This is a genomic window from Mucilaginibacter ginsenosidivorax (assembly GCF_007971525.1).
Lineage (GTDB): Bacteria > Bacteroidota > Bacteroidia > Sphingobacteriales > Sphingobacteriaceae > Mucilaginibacter > Mucilaginibacter ginsenosidivorax.
The window spans coordinates 4,036,844-4,055,411 of the sequence record NZ_CP042437.1; the positions used below are offsets into that span (position 1 = coordinate 4,036,844).

Annotated in this window: 9 protein-coding genes; 6 read left to right on the plus strand and 3 right to left on the minus strand. The window is 44.2% G+C overall.

The features are described from left to right. The first annotated feature begins 366 nt into the window (after window positions 1–366). Entirely contained in the window at window positions 367–1,794 is a 1,428-nt protein-coding gene (gene dnaA, locus FSB76_RS16990; RefSeq protein ID WP_090651550.1) for a chromosomal replication initiator protein DnaA, read from the plus strand. Window positions 1,795–1,943: 149 nt separating this feature from the next. Here the strand turns inward: dnaA and FSB76_RS16995 are convergent, their stop codons facing one another. Continuing rightward, window positions 1,944–2,636, minus strand: a complete 693-nt coding sequence (locus tag FSB76_RS16995; protein WP_147055359.1) for an OmpW/AlkL family protein — start codon at window positions 2,634–2,636, stop codon at window positions 1,944–1,946. A 370-nt stretch (window positions 2,637–3,006) separates the two neighbouring features. Here FSB76_RS16995 and FSB76_RS32845 point away from each other — a divergent pair, with 370 nt between their 5' ends. The 5 genes from FSB76_RS32845 to FSB76_RS17020 all read left to right on the plus strand — a co-directional run bounded on the left by FSB76_RS32845 (window position 3,007) and on the right by FSB76_RS17020 (window position 12,945). Continuing rightward, a complete protein-coding gene (locus tag FSB76_RS32845; RefSeq protein ID WP_147055361.1) occupies window positions 3,007–5,808 on the plus strand; it encodes a PKD domain-containing protein in 2,802 nt (933 codons plus the stop codon). Between the two features lie 624 nt (window positions 5,809–6,432). Next, entirely contained in the window at window positions 6,433–7,938 is a 1,506-nt protein-coding gene (locus FSB76_RS17005) for a family 43 glycosylhydrolase (protein WP_147055363.1), read from the plus strand. An 18-nt stretch (window positions 7,939–7,956) separates the two neighbouring features. Further along, window positions 7,957–9,729 (plus strand): family 43 glycosylhydrolase, encoded by a 1,773-nt coding sequence (locus FSB76_RS17010; protein ID WP_147055365.1) that lies wholly within the window; start codon window positions 7,957–7,959, stop codon window positions 9,727–9,729. Window positions 9,730–9,827: 98 nt separating this feature from the next. Further along, window positions 9,828–10,769, plus strand: a complete 942-nt coding sequence (locus FSB76_RS17015; RefSeq protein WP_147055368.1) for a glycoside hydrolase family 43 protein — start codon at window positions 9,828–9,830, stop codon at window positions 10,767–10,769. Between the two features lie 184 nt (window positions 10,770–10,953). Beyond that, on the plus strand, window positions 10,954–12,945 hold the full coding sequence (locus tag FSB76_RS17020; protein ID WP_147055370.1) for an alpha-L-arabinofuranosidase C-terminal domain-containing protein: 1,992 nt from the start codon (window positions 10,954–10,956) through the stop codon (window positions 12,943–12,945). 164 nt (window positions 12,946–13,109) lie between these two features. On the opposite strand, the gene FSB76_RS17025 is transcribed toward FSB76_RS17020, so the two are convergent. Beyond that, complete coding sequence (locus tag FSB76_RS17025) at window positions 13,110–16,526, minus strand: hypothetical protein (protein WP_147055372.1); 3,417 nt, start codon at window positions 16,524–16,526, stop codon at window positions 13,110–13,112. Window positions 16,527–16,626: 100 nt separating this feature from the next. Further along, the gene (locus FSB76_RS17030; RefSeq protein ID WP_147055373.1) at window positions 16,627–18,369 is read right to left on the minus strand and encodes a hypothetical protein; all 1,743 of its coding nucleotides are present in this window, start codon (window positions 18,367–18,369) and stop codon (window positions 16,627–16,629) included. Window positions 18,370–18,568: the final 199 nt, after the last annotated feature.

Here is an 18,568-nt window from a genome sequence, read left to right on the forward strand (position 1 = left end):
TTAATAAGCATTAAACCAGTGCTTTAGTTTTTAGTGCAACGCAAAAGGCTGAAAAGGATAAAAAATTGCCTCGATTTTGCTGTATGAAAGTAAAGAAAAGCAAGGTTATTTTGGTGATTTTTAGTGTATTAGCCACAATGCGAAAAATTAAATTAAAAATAATTCAATTGCATTTTTTATTACAAAACATTGCGTTATATACAAATTTTATACTTAAAAACAACTTTTGTTGATAACTTGGGAAATGTTAAAAAAGTGAAAATTTAATTTTTTTATACACTTTTTTTGGACACATTTGATGTTCCGTAACAGTCCCGAAATAAGTTGACTGAGGGGTTGGAAATCAAATAATTACTTATATCTAATATGGAAAAAACTTGTACTAACGTTTGGAATAGCTGTCTTCAGATCATAAAGGACAACATACCGGCCCAGAGCTTTAAAACCTGGTTCGAGCCGATAAAAGCCTTGAGAATGGAAGGGAGTGTCTTGACGATACAAGTACCAAGTTTGTTTTTTTACGAATGGCTTGAAGAGCACTACGTAGGGTTATTACGCAAAACGATTAAAAAACAATTGGGCGATGAAGGGCGTTTAGAGTATAATATTGTTGTTGAGCAATCATCATCAAGTAAACCCTATACAACTAATATGCCCTCGAACGGAAATGGAGCCGAGTCAAAAAATCAGTCGATGCCGATCCCTATCTCTATTAATAAGGACATTAAAAATCCTTTTGTGATACCCGGCCTCAAAAAGTTAAATGTTGACCCGCAACTGAACAGAAACTATACCTTCGAAAATTTTGTTGAAGGCGATTGTAACCGCCTGGCCAGGTCGGCCGGTTACGCAGTGGCCGCGAAACCGGGTGGTACTTCATTTAACCCGTTAATGATTTATGGCGGCGTAGGTTTAGGTAAAACACACCTTGCCCAGGCCATCGGTAACGAAATAAAACGTTCACTGCCCGATAAATTGGTACTATATGTATCGTGCGAGAAATTTACACAGCAATTTGTAGACGCACTTAAACATAATAACATTAACGATTTTGTTAATTTTTACCAGGCTATTGATGTGCTCATTATGGATGATGTACACAACTTTGCCGGTAAAGAAAAAACACAGGACTTTTTCTTTCACATTTTTAACCACCTGCACCAAAGCGGCAAGCAGCTGATTATTACATCAGATAAGGCGCCAAAGGATTTGGCTGGTTTAGAAGAGCGCCTTTTATCGAGGTTTAAATGGGGCCTGTCGGCCGATTTGCAGATCCCTGATCTGGAAACCCGTATGGCTATTCTTAAAAATAAGATCTACCAGGATGGTATCGAACTATCAAACGATGTTATTGAATACGTAGCCCATAATATTGATAACAATGTACGTGAGCTGGAAGGCGCCATGGTATCGTTGCTGGCACAATCAACCTTAAACCGTAAGGAGATTGACCTGAACCTGGCTAAACAAATGTTGAAAAACTTTGTGAAAAACTCATCGAAAGAAATTTCGATGGAATATATCCAAAGCCTGGTTTGCGAATATTTTGAAGTACCTATCGAGATGGTGAAATCACAAACCCGCAAACGCGAAATTGTGCAGGCCCGTCAAATTTCTATGTACCTGGCCAAGGCCCATACTAAAAGTTCATTAAAATCAATAGGTAATTTCTTTGGTGGCCGCGATCACTCTACCGTGATTTATGCCTGCCAAACTGTAGAAGATTTGATTGATACCGATAAAAAGTTTAAAGGTTACGTTGCCGACATCCAAAAGAAATTAAAAATGTCGTAACCGACCTGCCAATCATATTGCTAAGAGCCTTGCATCAACATGCAGGGCTTTTTTATTAAACAGGTATATATGTAAAATGAAAAAAACACCGTAAGCTGGTTGCCCGCGGTGGTTTTTAAGTAGAGTTTTATTATGGCATTACCTGGGGTTTATTTAAATCGGGCACCAAAACCTACACCAATTAGCCATGGATTAATTTTAACATCGGCTTTAATGCCTGCCAGGGTAGGCGCCAGTTCGGGACTTGATGCCGGTGTTAAATTGGATGCATCAACCTTTGCATTGGTGGATAAGAACACTTTTTTAACATCTATGTTCAAAAAGAACTTCTTATTCAAATCATAGTCGAAACCCAATTGGGTAGCGAAGGCGAACTTGTTTTGATAACTAACATTTTTTACCACTCCACCCGCGTTTGCGTTATAAAAAATAGTGTAATTGGCACCTGCGCCTATATAGGGTTTAAATGCGATGCCCGTTGGCAGGTGATATTGCAAAGTAAGCGTTGGCGGCAATAATGAAACCTTGCCCAGGCTAACATCGGCAGATGAGCTGCCACCAATAGCGGTTAAATTTGAGGCCGTAGTGTTTACTTTATGCCTTGATGTGCCCAGTATCAGTTCGGCCGAGAAATCCTTCATAAAGAAGTACGTAAAGTCAATTTCGGGGATAACAACCTTGCTGATATCGATACCGCCACCAATTACACCAATAGTTGCACTTTCCTGCGGAGCAACATATACACCGCGAACGCGTACGTTCCACTCACTTTTTTGTTGACCAAAACCTCTTAATGAGGCTATCATTAATATTGTAAAAACGGATAATAATAATTTGTTCATCTTGTTTGTTTTTTTAATTATAGGTCAAAGGTATCGGCCCTTAAATATCTAAATATGCCTAAAGCCATTAAGCAAAATGATACTAATCATGGCCATTTAGAAGATTGCCGGGTAATTTTACGAGGGTATATTCATGTGCCTGAAAAGTTTGCATGCACATGATTAACCGCCTGCTGCCAGCGCCCATAAATCAACAAACAAAACGTGCCCTGTCCTCAAACCTGTTTTAGTTTAAATGATGTGTTTCATTTACCGATTGAAACAGCCAGTTAATCGATACATTACTGTAAATACGCCTATGTTACAACATCTTTAGTACAGATTGGCTGTGCACTGTTGCGCCAATCCACCAAATTAATTGTGCTTATAGATGTTGTTTACTTTAAAGCCCGGCAAACCGCTTGCCCTTATCGCCTGTTTTCTGTATATCCTGTTTTCATACTGCCAGGCTGAGGCACAAAGCCTGGGCGACCCGGTTGTTAAAATAACCTTTGGTTCGGGCACTGCCTCAAGGGCCGGCGCGCTTTCTGCTGATTCAGGATCTACCACTTACGTTTACAGTGCAAGCGGGCAAATTGGCGAAAACTATTACACCATAACAAACCAAAGCAATACCACTGTACACGGCGGCTTTGTAACCAGTTACGATCATGATTATGAAACAACGGGTAATACCAGCGGCTATATGATGGTGGTAAACGGAAACGTACAGGCAGGCACGGTTTATACCCATACGGTCCCCGGCCTTTGCGGCAACACCCAGTATCAGTTTGGCGTTTGGATTAAAAATGTACTGTCAACAGGTGGTATATTGCCTAATATGGTTTTTCACATTTACGCCGCTGATGGTGTAACCGAATTAGGAACAGGCGTATCAACCGGCGATGTACCTACCGGCAATGTATGGCATAATTACACGGCAAACTTCACCTTACCCGCGGGCACAGGCGACGTGGTAATTAAACTGGTGAGTAATGCCAGCGGCACGCAGGGTAACGATTTCGCTGTAGATGACATCACCTTCAGTCCTTACGGTTCAACTGTTTCGGCTGTTTTCAACGGTTCAACCACAGGTACCGAAACCACATGCGCGGGTTCGGCACAAACATATACTATTAATGCTACCAGTACACTGGCCAGCGGGTACGTGCAAAAACTACAAATGTATACCAACGGCAGCTGGACAGACCTAAGTACCGCCGGTACGGCTACCACGTATACTATTACAACCCCTACTACGGCGGGCACTTATCTGTATCGCCTGGTCTCGGCAATAACAGCAAATATCACATCGGCCAGCTGTGTTGTGGCATCTAATAATTTAACGCTAATAGTCACCCCGGCGCCGGTGGCTGCATTTACTACTGCCGATCAAACCTGCCTGGGTACAGCAAATGTGTTTACCGATGCCTCGGTAACCAACGGATCAACCATACAATCATGGGCCTGGAACTTTGGCGATGGGCAAACATCGGCATTACAAAGCCCTACGCATACCTACGCTAAAACAGGTACTTATACAGTAACGCTTACTGTAACGGGCAATACCGGGTGTACGCCATCGGTTATCACCAAAACGGTAACCATCAACGCGCTGCCGGTAGCGGCATTCAGCTTTACCACGCCCGATTGTTTAACCCAGGCGGTTACCATTACCGATCAATCAACAACAGGCACGGGTACAATCACCACCTGGCTTTGGGATTACGGCGACGGCACAACCGAAACCAAAACCACCAACACAGCTTTTACCCACCTGTACGCCAGCGCGGGTACTTATAGCATAAAGTTAACCATCACCAACACAGGCGGGTGTACGGCTACACTTACAAAAAGCCTTACGGTAAGCCCGTTGCCTGTAGCTGCATTCGCGATGCCCGATGTTTGCCTGGCCGATGCATCGGCCACATTTACGAATAACAGCACTATTGCCGATAACAGCACAGGGAGTTTTACTTATTTGTGGAATTTCGGCGATGCGAATGCAACCACTGCCAATCCCAATACATCCACCCTGAAAAATCCATCGCATAAATATACCCAGGCAGCGGTGTACCAGGTTACGCTTACGGTAACATCGGCAAGTGGCTGTACATCTGCAATTACTCAAAGTTTTACGGTGAATGGATCTATACCCGTAGCATCATTCACCGTGGCCAATACATCAGCGCTGTGCAGCGATCAGCAGGTAAGCTTTACCAACACTTCTACGGTCGATTTTGGTAGCATTACCAAAGTAGAGTGGTACTACGATTATGGTAATAACCCGGGTACAGTTGAAACTGACGAAAGCCCAAGCTATGGAAAAATATATAATCACACCTATACGGCTTTTCATACCCCGGCCTCGCAAAACTACCAGGTGCGCATGGTTGCTTATTCCGGCGGCAGCTGCGTATCTATTATGGATAAAACCATTACCCTGCTTGCCGTACCCGATATAACTTTCACTGCACCATCGGCAGTATGTGTTAATGGCGGCACTGTACAATTAGCAGCCCAGGAAACCGCTGGCGTAGCCGGTACAGGTGTATACTCAGGCACTGGGGTAAGTAGTACCGGTATATTTGATCCAACTGTATCAGGAGCCGGTACTTTTACTATAAACTACGTTTACACGGCAACAAATTCCTGCCCGGTTTCGGCAAGTCAGGCTATTACTGTAAACCCTATTCCAGTTATTACTACCGGACCCGACATTACGGTATTATCCGGCGGAACCGCCAGGCTACCTGCTACTGCAACGGGTACAGGGCTGACATATTTATGGTCGCCGGCAACTTACCTTAACGATGCTACCTTGTTAAACCCAACGGTTACACCTACCGACGATATCACCTATACCCTTACAGTGACCAACAGTTCGGGTTGCTCGGTAAGCGGGCAGGTGAATGTTTCCGTATTGCAGGGGCCGGTTGTACCTAATGCTTTCTCCCCCAATGGCGATGGCGTTAACGACCAATGGAACATCAAATACCTCAACACTTACACCAACTGCACCGTTGAGGTTTATAACCGTTACGGCGCCAGGCTGTTCGCCTCGGTAGGGTACGCGGTTCCGTGGGATGGCACTTACAATGGTACCCCTGTGCCGGGCGGCGTATACTATTATATCATCAACCCGAAACACGGGCGGAGTACCATGTCGGGATCATTAACGATAATCAGGTGATTTGTATGCAAAGCGTTCGCTTTTTACATACACTGTTCGGGTGTTCGGGGGTGAGTGGTTATTGCGTTTGTAATCAGGGTATTAAGTGTTCGGATGGTTGTTGGTTTGGCTGAACAAGGGCGTTTTTTGTCAAAAGATAAAATCAAAAAATGCATTTTTGAAAAGGTGTTCAAAAATGTGTCTGATTAGCGAAATAAATATGCAGTAAACAGCAATTTTTATCAAGAAATATGCAATGATTTTTAAAAAATTAAAACTTATGTTGCCGTCGTTTCACGGCGATAGAGGGCAGGGCATACTTTCCGTCTTCTCCCTGCATCGGTATTGCTGTTTTTGCCGGTTAGGGGCAAATAAGTATAGGCCGTATCCGCGCATTGGCTGGCATATCTGCAACCATATCTGAGTTTGACTGAAAACAGGGATATTAACTGTTAAAAGGGCAAAAACAGTGGCGGAGTGTCATTATCCCCGCTGTTTGAGCAATTTACCCCCTTTTGCCGATGCTAAAAATGAATGATATTTGAAGTCCGGGAATAACCAATGGAGCCGTTATTTTTGCTGTAGTGCGCTGCGGGTACTATAGCCTCTGCAACATAAACCCCAATAAAAGCAACCTAATTAATTATGTGTAACTACAGATTGAGTAAAAGCTTCTTTATCACACTGCTATTAACAATACTAAATGGGGTGTGTTATGCCCAGCAGTTGGGGTTTAATCCGGTTATCCCGGATTACTCGGCAGATCCCTCGGTAGTTACGTTCAATGGTGTATATTATCTTTACGGAACGTCGGACATTGACCGGAAGCTTGACAGGATGGGCCCGCCGGTGGTATGGAAATCGCCCGATATGATCAATTGGAGTTACAGCGGTAATATATTACCGGTTATTGACTGGAGCAAGCCTTACAACTACAAAGATAGGGATGGCGCGCCCAAAACCGGATATTTCCGTTTTTGGGCGCCCGGAAAGGTATTTAAAAAAGACGGTGCATACCAAATGTTTGCTACCATTGTTAAACCCAATGGGCAGGTGGGTACTTATTTGCTTACTGCCCCCATACCCGAAGGGCCGTTTCATTTTACCAATGGCACGGGTGTTTACTTTAACGAACCCGAAAAAGCCGGCGAAGAAGCTAAGCCGGTAGCGAATGATATTGACGGCGACCCGTTTGTTGACGATGACGGATCGGCCTACCTGGTGTGGAGGAAAAGAAATATATCGAAACTTAGCCCCGACTGGAAAACCCTGACCGGAGATAAAGTGATTATACAAACCTCGCGGGCCGGCTACTCTGAAGGTCCGTTTCTTTTCAAGCGCAAAGGAATCTATTACTATGTTTATACGCTAAGCGGTGGCTCAAACTATGTGTACGCCTATATGATGAGCAAAGCCGGCCCCCTGGGGCCGTATTCGGCCCCGGCAGGTCCAGATATTATACTACAGTCGGATATCGCCGCCAATGTTTGGGGGCCAGGGCATGGCAACGTATTTGAAATGCCAGGCACCGGGCAATACGTTTTCTTTTACCTGGAATATGGTAATGGCTATACAACACGGCAGGTTTTTGCCAATAAGCTGGATTTTAATGCCGATGGCACCATTAAACCCGTGAAGGTAAACCGCGCCGGTATTGGTGCGCTGTTAAAAAACAGCTACCCCGCGGCCATAAAACCAGTGGCTGTTAAGGCGTCGGACTCCAGGCCGGATTCTTTAATCAAGTCTGTTATCGACACCGCTATATCCGGTATTGCAGGCATTGCTCCCCGCGATAAGGGCGAGGGCGTTGTTGCCGTTGAGCGCACCATGAATGGTAAGCCCGAAAATGCGGTGGATGGCAACTACGGAACTTTTTGGATGGCAGCCGGTGATACCCAGCCCTGGCTTGAAGCCGACCTGGGATCGGTTAAAAAGGTTAACAAGTGCGAGTTGTATTTTGTTGCCTCTACCTTAGGGCATACCTGGAAGCTGGAGAAATCAACCGACGGAAAAAAATGGCTCACGGTTAAAACAAACACCGAACCGGCAGTGCGGTCGCCGGAGGTTGCCGCTAAAATAGGATCGGCGAGGTATCTTAGGGTAACCGTGCTATCCGGCGTGCCGGGCCTATGGGAAATGAAGCTACATTAATGCAACCATGCTGAAAAAATGAACCAACATATTAAAGAGTATATTTTGCAAATATTAAAGACAGCCACCATAGTTTCCAGCCTGGTACTATTAACTGTATTGGTTGGTTGCGGTAATTTGCGCGCGCAGAACCGGCATCAAAAAGCACAGTACACCATATGTAATCCGCTGGATCTGAACTATAGGTTTTGCCTTGATACACCGTCGCGCAGGGAGGCGGCAGACCCTGCCGTCATCGTTTTTAAAGGCGAGTACTATCTTTTTGCTTCCAAATCGGGTGGGTATTGGCATTCGCCCGACCTGAAGCAATGGAAACTTATAAAAACGGATGATTTGCCCTTAGAGGATTATGCGCCAACCGCCGTGGTGATAGGAGATACGGTTTTGTTTATGGCCTCTACCGGGAAGGATGGAGGCAAGATATACAAAACAGGTAATCCGCAAAGCGGAAAGTGGACAGTTGCCAACCCGGCATTTCCGATTAGCCTGGTAGACCCGGATTTGTTTTTTGATGATGATAGCCGGCTATATCTTTATTATGGCTGCTCAAATATCAATCCTATTTTTGTTGTTGAACTGGACATGAAAACCCTGATGCCCAAAACCCCGCCTATTCCGCTTATCAATAGCGACCGCTCTGTTAATGGCTGGGAGCGTTCGGGCGAGCATAACGAGCTGCCCTCCCGGCCATGGATTGAGGGGGCGTGGATGACAAAGGTTAAAGGGAAATATTACCTGCAATATGCTTGTCCCGAAACAGAATTTAAAAGCTATTCGGATGGGCTTTACACTGGCGATTCACCCTTAGGCCCTTTCCGCCTGGCCCCGAATAATCCGTTTTCTGCCAGGCAGGGAGGCTTTATAGGCAGCGCGGGGCATAGCAGTACCTTCCTGGACAAATACGGTAATTATTGGAGAATCTCGACAATGACCATATCGGTGCACCATCGGTATGAGCGCCGGTTGGGAATCTTTCCGGCTTTTTTCCGGTCGCCGGAGGATGCTTATACCTACACCGGTTATGGCGATTATCCTTTTTTTGTACCCGATAGGCGGATAAACAGCCCCTCTGCTCTCTCTACAGGATGGGCGTTGCTGTCTTATAACAAGCCGGTTTCGGTCTCGTCCCAAATCAGGGGGCACGAGGCTTCATTGGCGGCAGATGAGGATGTCAGGACATATTGGAGTGCGGCAACCGGCAGTGATAAGGAATGGATAAGTATGGATTTGAAAGCCAAATGCAGAATTAATGCGATACAAATAAATTTTGCCGATCATAATGCCGGGATATACGGCCGGAAGCCCCATGAAGCTTACGATTATCTATTGGAAGTATCGGCCGACAATACCCATTGGACACTAATAAACAATACGTGGTTAACAGCGCAGGATAACCCCCACCCCTATATTGAATTGGCTAAACCGGTATATGCAAAATATTTGCGTATCAGGAACGTGAGCGTTCCCGGCGGCACTTTCGCATTATGGGGACTGCGGGTATTCGGAAAGCAATTGCAACAACTGGCCAAAGAAAAAATTACTTTTACTGCAATAAGGGACAGTACCGACCGGTGCCGTATCCGTTTAAAATGGCTTGCCTGTCAATCTTCAACAGGTTATAATATCAGGTATGGCATCGCACCTGGCAAAATGTATCAAAACTACCAGGTAAACGGAAAAAACGGCGCCGAAATTGGAAATTTAAATAGCAAACAAAGCTATTATTTTACCGTAGAGCGTTTTAACGAAAATGGCATCGTCAAAAGCGGTCAAGTCGTATTTATTAAATGACACCATCTGGGAGGCCGGCTCTTTATCTCCTGAATGATGTTGCGGCCGGCTAACAATACAAAATAATTGTACAAACAGATTTTAACCAACGATAAAAAATGATAAAAAAACCGGTGCTTATTCAACTGATTGCCTTGCTAACGGTGTGTGTTGGCGTAGCTCATGCACAAACAAAACCCGATACCAATGCAAAGCAATTTTTCCTTTTTTCCTATTTTGTTGAGCAAAATGCCGGCGTTAACCTTGCGGTAAGCACCAATGGCATCAATTGGCTGCCGGTTAACCAGGGAAAGGTTGTAGCAACACCCCAGGTAGGCGAAAAACTGATCAGGGATCCCAGCATCAACCTGGGAACAGATGGAATTTTCCGGATGGTATGGACCACCGGCTGGAAAGGAAAAAATATTGGTTATGCCGAATCCAAAGATCCGGCAAAATGGGAAGAAGAAAAAGCCATCCCTGTAGGTTTAGGTATAGATAGCACCAGCAATTGCTGGGCGCCCGAAATATTTTATAACCCCCAAAAGAAAAACTACATGATCTATTGGTCGTCAAATGTTGGTCCGTGGAAAAAAGGAGGAGAAGGCAGGATTTATTTTGTAACTACAAAAGATTTCAAGGTATTTAGCAAGCCCGCTATTCTTTTCCGCAACGGATCTCCGGCGGGCGGCGCAAGCGGCAACCAGGGGCCTATAGATGCCTTTATTTATAAGGATAACAAACGCTATCTTTTATTTTATAAAAAAGATGATAACACCCATATCCCTAATATTTATTACCGGGCCGGCCAAAGCCCGGAAGGGCCCTGGGGTGATGAACATGGGCCGGTAACCCCATCAACCGGCGACGAAGGGCCATCGATAGTAAAAATCGGTTCAAATTATTGCATGTTTACAGATCCATTTGAAAGCGATTTTGCTTACCTGTTTGTATCTAAGGATCTGAAAACGTGGAAACGCCAGGCCACTGATCTTAAAATGGCCCACGGAACGGTTATCGAAATTTCTAAACAAACTGCGCTTAAGTTATTAAAGGAGTAAATCCCTGTTGTTTATTATAATTGTCAAAATAACAATAATAATAGTCGAGGGTGTTTTTAGTTAAATAGGGATAGCATAATTAAATTACGGGTTACTAATTTTTATTTATCGCAAAAAGGCATATATTTGTTAATAATTGTTCTTTACACAATTATTAATTATAAACCTCAAAAAATTAAACCTGATGTCTGTTAAGCGTGTTTGGCCGGTGTTATGCCTGGTTCTGTTGTTTATTACTGATTTGGCCAGTGGCCAGGGTAGTGCTTCTTTAGGTGCGCAAAAAATTAAAATTCCGGGTGCCAAACCTATCAGCAAGGATCTGTTTGGGGTGTTTTTTGAAGACCTGAGTTACGCGGCCGATGGCGGCATGTATGCCGAGCTTATCCAGAACAGGTCATTTGAGTATAGCGCCAGCGACAGAAAAAACTGGAACCCGCTAACCGCCTGGGAGTACACTACCGAGGGCTATGGTTACGGTACCATATCTGTAGAAACAGCTAAACCCCTGCATCCCAACAATCCGCACTATGTGCAGCTGAATATCGATGACGCCGGGCAGCAGGGTGTGGGCATTACCAATGCCGGGTACGATGGCATCAGCATTATAGCCGGCCAGAAATATGATTTTTCTATCTACGTAAGGCAAATATCGGCCAACCCTGTTGATATGCAGGTGCAGCTGCGCGGAGACAAGGGCGCGGTATACGGTACATTTTCATTCCAAACCCAGGCCGGTCCATGGAAAAAGTATACAGGCACTATTACCGCCACAGCAAACGCCGATTCGGCAAGCCTCACGGTACTTGCCCGGCAGCGTTCGGTATTGGCAATCGACGAAGTTTCGTTGTTTCCGCACAATACCTTTAAAAATGAGCCGAACGGATTACGGGCCGATCTTGCCCAGGCCGTTGCCAATCTTCAGCCTAAGTTTCTCCGTTTTCCGGGCGGCTGCCTGGTGCATGGCGATGGTATTAATAACATATACCGCTGGAAAAACACCATTGGCCCTGTTGAGCGGCGTGTACAGCAGCGCAACATCTGGAATTATCACCAAAGCACAGGCCTGGGCTTTTATGAGTATTTTAGATTTTGCGAGGATATTGGCGCCAAACCGCTGCCGGTGGTGGCGGCCGGTGTAAGCTGCCAAAACTCGGGCGGTACCTGGCGGATAGGCGGTACCGGCCAAAAAGGAATTCCTTTGACCGAAATGAAAAGCTATATCCAGGATGTGCTCGACCTGATAGAATATGCCAATGGGCCCGTTACCTCGGTTTGGGGCTCCAAACGGGCGACAGCCGGCCATCCAAAACCTTTTAACCTGCAGTATGTGGGTATTGGCAATGAGGACAAGCAAACCAACGATTTCAGGGACCGCTTTAAAATGATATACGATGCCGTACGTGCAAAACATCCCGAAATTACCATCGTGGGCACAGTAGGCCCTTCACCGGCAGGTGAAGATTACGACCTTGGATGGAAGTTTGCCGACCAGCTATCGGTGCCCGTTGTTGACGAACACTTTTACGAAAAGCCCGAATGGTTCCTGAAAAATAATAACCGGTATGACAGCTACCGCCGGCCAAAATCAAAAGTATACATCGGCGAATATGCATCATGGGGCAACACCCTTGTCAACGCGCTTTCGGAAGCCGCTTTTATGACCAGCCTTGAACGTAATGGCGATATTGTGCAAATGGCATCCTACGCGCCGCTGCTGGCCAATCTTAAACATACCTCATGGAACCCCAACCTCATCTATTTTAATAACAAAACCCTGGCACCCACGGTAAATTACTATGTACAGCAATTATTCTCGGCTAACCAGGGCGATGTGTACATTCCCAATGCTATATCATTTAACCAGCCCGGTGCCCGTGCCGACTCGACCCTGGCAGCATCATGCGTGCAAAACAGTAAAACCGGCGATATTATTTTAAAAATAGTGAACGCCGGCCCGCATACTGCAACTGCCAGCGCAAATCTTGCGGGTTTGGGTATCGCTACCACCAAAGCCACAATTGAGGTGTTGCAGGGGCAACCATCTGATAAAAACACCATCGATAATCCTAAAAACATAGTGCCTTCACATGCCGAAATCAGCGTAGCGCAACTGGGCAGCTACGCAGTACCGCCCTATTCGTTAAGTGTGATACGCATCAGCTTAAAAGGAAATTAATGTATGGTTGAATTTATGGCAGCTGGCCATAAAGCTTAGGAAGGTTTATTTTTTAGAGAGGCACAGTACTACATCAGGCTTAACCCCGCGGGGACAAAATATTTCATAAAAAGGGGATAGCTTTCGCTTCCCCTTACAATTTTACAGTATGAATTAAATATTTATTACTGGCTGTAACTGGCTGCTTCGGCTATCTGCAATCCCGAATACCCTAAATTACCGATAACGATAGCTGCTACACCGCCTGCTTTAACATAGGCGTTATCTACACATACCGCTGCACAGTAGCCCCATCGAACGAGATATGATAAGCAAAAAGATGTTTCGTCTAATATGGCCAGCGTCCGGGAGTTATCGGCTGGTTCGTTACTCAGCTCTACCAGGTGCTCTATAGTAAACACAAGGTTGGCAATACCAATTAAAGCATCGGCTATTGAACCAATTTTTCTGTGCTGCGAAATTGCAGGTACCTTGCCGGATGTAATCACCAGGTTAAAGATCCTTAAACCTAAAAACACTTTTGCCGCTATTGAATAAGGTGTATCCTGCACCGGCCGTTGTGGATCAAGGAAGCTGGCAAGGCCCCAGGTAACACCACTAAGTATGGAGAAAAATGCACTTGCTTTACCTTCTTCATTCGCAGGATTTGGGTCTACGGCATCAGCTGCGCTCACTGGCGTGTTTAAAATACCTGCTATGCCGCTCATGACATGAAATGCTTTAAAACTTTTAGCATCGCCCGTATTGTTGTTTGTTGTGGCTGTGTTTTCGGCGGCAAAATTTGCTGTTAAAGCACCTGCCATCATTTTGTTTTTAACCATTTCCGGTTGGCCAAAAATCTCAGAAAATGATTTTGCGTTAATGAATTTTGATGTTTGGGCATTATCAGGAAATGGGGCCTCATTAAATACAACTTTATACAATAACGTGCCCGGGATAGCCACTACCCAGGTAAGTATATCCATTAATGATGGCAGGCTAATACCAAAATCGGCAAGGATATCTGAAACTACCGGGATATGAAATTCATCGTTTAACAATTCAAATACTTTATTAGCGACAATAAAAATCACATCAAATACAGCATCTAAAACATTTTTTGCGGTATCTAATATGGTATGCGATAAAATATCCAGGAATTGTTTTACAATATCGGCGATAGGCATCGAATTGATATTTTTAAATAAGTCGATTATTTTACTCACTGTATCAATAACCACCTGCTCTTCCTGGTTTATTAAGTTTAATAGTACATCGATAACATTATCAGGATCGGCGGTGGTTGTAGCAGCCGCGGCTTTGGTTAGAGTTGCATTGTTGATGTTGGAATTTAAATGATGGGATAATAAGTAGCTTGGGGCAGTTTGATGCTGACCGGGGTTGGATAGTTGATTCACTGCGGCGCTGCCCAGATTATCAAGGTTGGGCTTATTTAAAAGCCAGCCGTCTAACTTTGCCTCTACGCCCCCGATAAAACCATCGAAGTTTGTTTTTAAATCTTTTAAACCATCAATTTGATATTGCAGGAACAGGTTAGTCATGTTTTTGACGGCTTGCTGGGTCCGTTTCATGTCTGCGAGCTCGAACAAAAACTTCAAAAAATCTATCAGATCTTTTATGGCTGTTTTAATAGCGTTAAATACATATTCGAATGCCGAGTAAACCTTTTCGACTGCATCTAACACGCTTGAATAAATTTTTTCGCCTATTTTGGCAACAAAGTGCCATACTTGCCCCGCTTCATCCTCTATCACACTTACAACTGCATTTATACCTGAATCCAGGTACCCTAACAGGTCGCCAAAATCGGCAACTATGCTATCACCAATACTCAAAGCACTTATAGTTAAAGCCCCATTGCTGCTAACTCTAAGCATCTGGGCAGTGTCAGGCGCCTTAAATTTATCGTAAGCCTGTTTTAGCGCGGCATTTGATTTGGCTGCGGCGTTTAAATCATCATCTGATACACCCGAATCAACCAATTGCTTTGTGCTGCCGTTTTGATACGTGATAGTTGCCTTTTTTAAGTCATTGCTGGTATTAAGCTGCGTAACTTTATCAATTGTTTTAGCCATCGGGTCTATTTGTGCCAATGGGGTATTGTCGCTATCAGATATCGTGATTTTATTTCCGTTTAATGATTTTACACTTTCGATAATGGTTATTGAACCCATCGCATCCGTGCTTACCGGTATAGCTTTAGTATCTAAAATATAATAAAGATTATTGATGTAGAAGCTGCTGCGTGTGCCTGCGCTTATCATTAAAGAATGATTTGGCAAGGGTTGGTTAAACTCGTCTGTAGCTACTATCCGTGTAGTATATGAATCTATTTTAATACTTGGCGAAGTAGGTAACGGCGCGGGTAAGTGTATATGCTCCTGTCTCCAGATAGTTGTCTCGGGCGATTGGGTCATTTTTACCAGGTCGATATCGCCTACGGCAAAAAAAGTATTGCCATTGTTTACCGCATTGATGTAGGGCGATATCACATCAACCTTTGTTAAAATGGGTAAAGGAACACTCCATGCAGATGCCATAGTGATCTGGCTAACCGGGCAATAGGTGTAAAAAACCTGGTTGGCTTCGTTTAAACCCCAAACATAAACCCTATCGTTTGTGCTGCCTGCAAACAGGTATTTCACTTCTTCAAATAAATCGTTATTGAATAGCGGCTGGCCTACGGCCCCGGATGTAAGCTGCGTACTACTGGAAAAATAGTATAACCCGTTGCCGCTTGTGCAAAATAAATCGGTTGACAGATCGGAATTCCTGGATGCTGCTATACTATCGGCAATTAAACCATTTGGGAGATTAAGTAAGGTGGGATTGGCCGGCCCATCGCCAAATATGTTTTGAAGCGGTGTAAAAATAAGCTGCCCGTTTGCAGCCGCTTTTCCGGCTGTATATAAACCATCTATCATTCCATTTTGCATCCTGCCCATGCAAGTGCTGTATTGCCCGGCTTCAACATCCACACTGATATCGTGCAGCTGCCAGTAGTGTTCATTTGGTTTAGTTTGATCGATATAAAAGCGTTTAATATTTTTAACAGTGCTTGATGGGTCGCGGATAATATCTATAACTATGTACTCAACCCCGCCTGTACTTTCCGAAAAAAACACATCTGCTACCTGTAGTTTTGGTGCTTTAAAATCTGGACAATCATATGGGTAATTAACCCAGGCCGGAGCATTGCACCAGGCTAAATTTTGATTGGAATTACCTAAAGATAAATACAGGCTATCGGCACCATCGTTATCAGTGACGATCATGGCCAAGCTTACCGAACCATCGTGCACACTTTGGCTGGCACCGAAAGTGCGGCATACTGTATTTGATTTCCCGGGGAAATCTTTGGCAATTTGAGCCGTACTTAAATCTATATCAGACCAACCGGCCGCCGTTGTGCCGCTATCTTCTTTTAAAAGGTTAAATGCGCCGTTGGTGCCTATAGTAAATAACAGGGCGTGCCCGTTGTTGCTTTGCAAAGCCGTAAACTTTTTTAATGGCGATACAACAGAGGCATGCACATAATTTGTCATCAATTCTGATGAACTATTGATAATTGTTTTTGACATGACTGGTTTAGTTTAATAAAGTTCATTGCCCGCAAACGACTATCCCGGCTTATAAAATGCAGTTTAGCTGCCGGGCAATGAACTTTGATGTGTAAATTAATTATGATGGGCTTTGATAGGTAATTTTGCAAACCAGGTCCTGGTTGTCAGAAAATGAAGCGTCTTTGTAAGCAAATACTTTTGTACCCGGAAAAACAAAATTCCGTAAATCCGCACCAGGTAAATAGCTTGTAAAGCTTGTGCCTACAAAACCGGTTACCGTATTTTTAACATCGTTGGCTATATCTTTAATATTGGTGAACAGGTTATCGAGCCAACTTGGGTCCGGGTCTTCTGACTGATCGTTAGTTGTACTTACCGGGGCACTCAGGAGCAAATCGCCGCTTTGGCTTGCCGATAACGTATATACATCGGTAATGGTTTTATTATAAACATCGCAGCCTGTACCACTTAAATCCCATTTGACGTACGCATGAATTTTTAAATGTTGTACTATAGTTAATTGGTTGCCGCTTACGCTTACTGTGCAGTCGTAGCTACTGCCTAAATCCAATTCGCCGTGAGTAGCTCCGGAATCGGTGGTATCCCGTTGTTCGCTTGTGTACCCTATCCTTATAATAGTACCAAGATTACCGGCCTCAGATACTACCGCGGCAGTTTGTGGCGTATTGTTTTTGGTCAACGTCCATGAATAATTCACAACACCGGTAATCCAGCTATCCGAGTTGTGACTGACATATACACTTACGCCTATACATGAACGGGATGCCGTTTGCATTAATTGGTTTTTAAAATAATTGGCTATCGTATTCCTGTTAATGGCAATGATGCCGCTTTCGTCGTCTACCTCTGATGGCTCCACCCAATTCCAGGTAAACGATGAAAGCGCTGGTAAAGGTTTGTTGTCTGCCGCGCATACATAACAAAGTGCAGCCACGTTTTTTTGCTCCGGCGTTGGCGAGGATATTACAATCCCATTGCCATCTACAAACTGGTCTACAACCCGTTCCATTGCCGTTAACCTTAACGTAGACCCATCTGGCGTATTGGATATGGCACGTACAGATAATATAGGCTCGCCTTCATTCTTTAAAATGCCAAAATACAGGTTTGTAAACGATTTGGTAAGCATTAAAGCTGCGTTAGAACCCGGAGGAATCCCCTTAAACGTGGGCACAGTTTGCAGGGCAGCGTTATCCAAATCAAAAAGTAACTGTTGAATACTAAATGCACCCGAACCAAGGTTATAAAGTTTGGCTTTTAAAGCAGCCTGTTCATCGGGGTGGTTATTAAAATACGTGGTGTTTAATTCCCTATCTAAATCGGCATACACCAAGTTTACGGTGTTGGAAAAATACCATGGGGTATCTGATGGCTGGCTCCACACATTCCAGCTACCCACACCGCCAAAGCCACTGGGCGGCGAGTTTTGAATAACCGTAAATTCGCTGCACAATAAATTGAAGGTGACATTTGATGCCGACGAGCCCAGGTCGATAGTTGGGGGCAAATTTGCCGGTAATATACCAGCCGGCAGGCCTGCGGTAATTTTTAATGCGCACACAAACATACTTTGTGTTAACTTAGTAATCCGGGCATCATTGTAAGGCGTACCATCGGGGATATCAAAGGGGTTGATACCTGTTTTTGTTACCAGATCTTCCACCGTAATAGGGGTGGTCGGGTTGCCTAAAGAATCTGCCAAAAAACAGATATATGTTGTTGGCTGTTTAATTTTATACAAGTATTCTTTCATTGTAGAATTGATACTTGCCTGCGTTGTTGCTACTACAAAGTCGTAGCCATAATGAGGGTCGGAAAGGAATGATTGTTTTGCGCTCATGAGATTTGTTTTTTATTTTTTATTTTTTTTGTGAGTTTATCCTATGGTTTACTCTCGGGCTGATACACGCATAGCCAGATTAAAAAAAGGATAGTTGCTGTTTGGTAGTTGCCTTTTTAGGTTAGGTTTTGCGGGTTGTTTATCTGGCACCCTCCCATTGTTTTAATTTTTTTGATAAACCTACTCTGTTAAGGCTTTT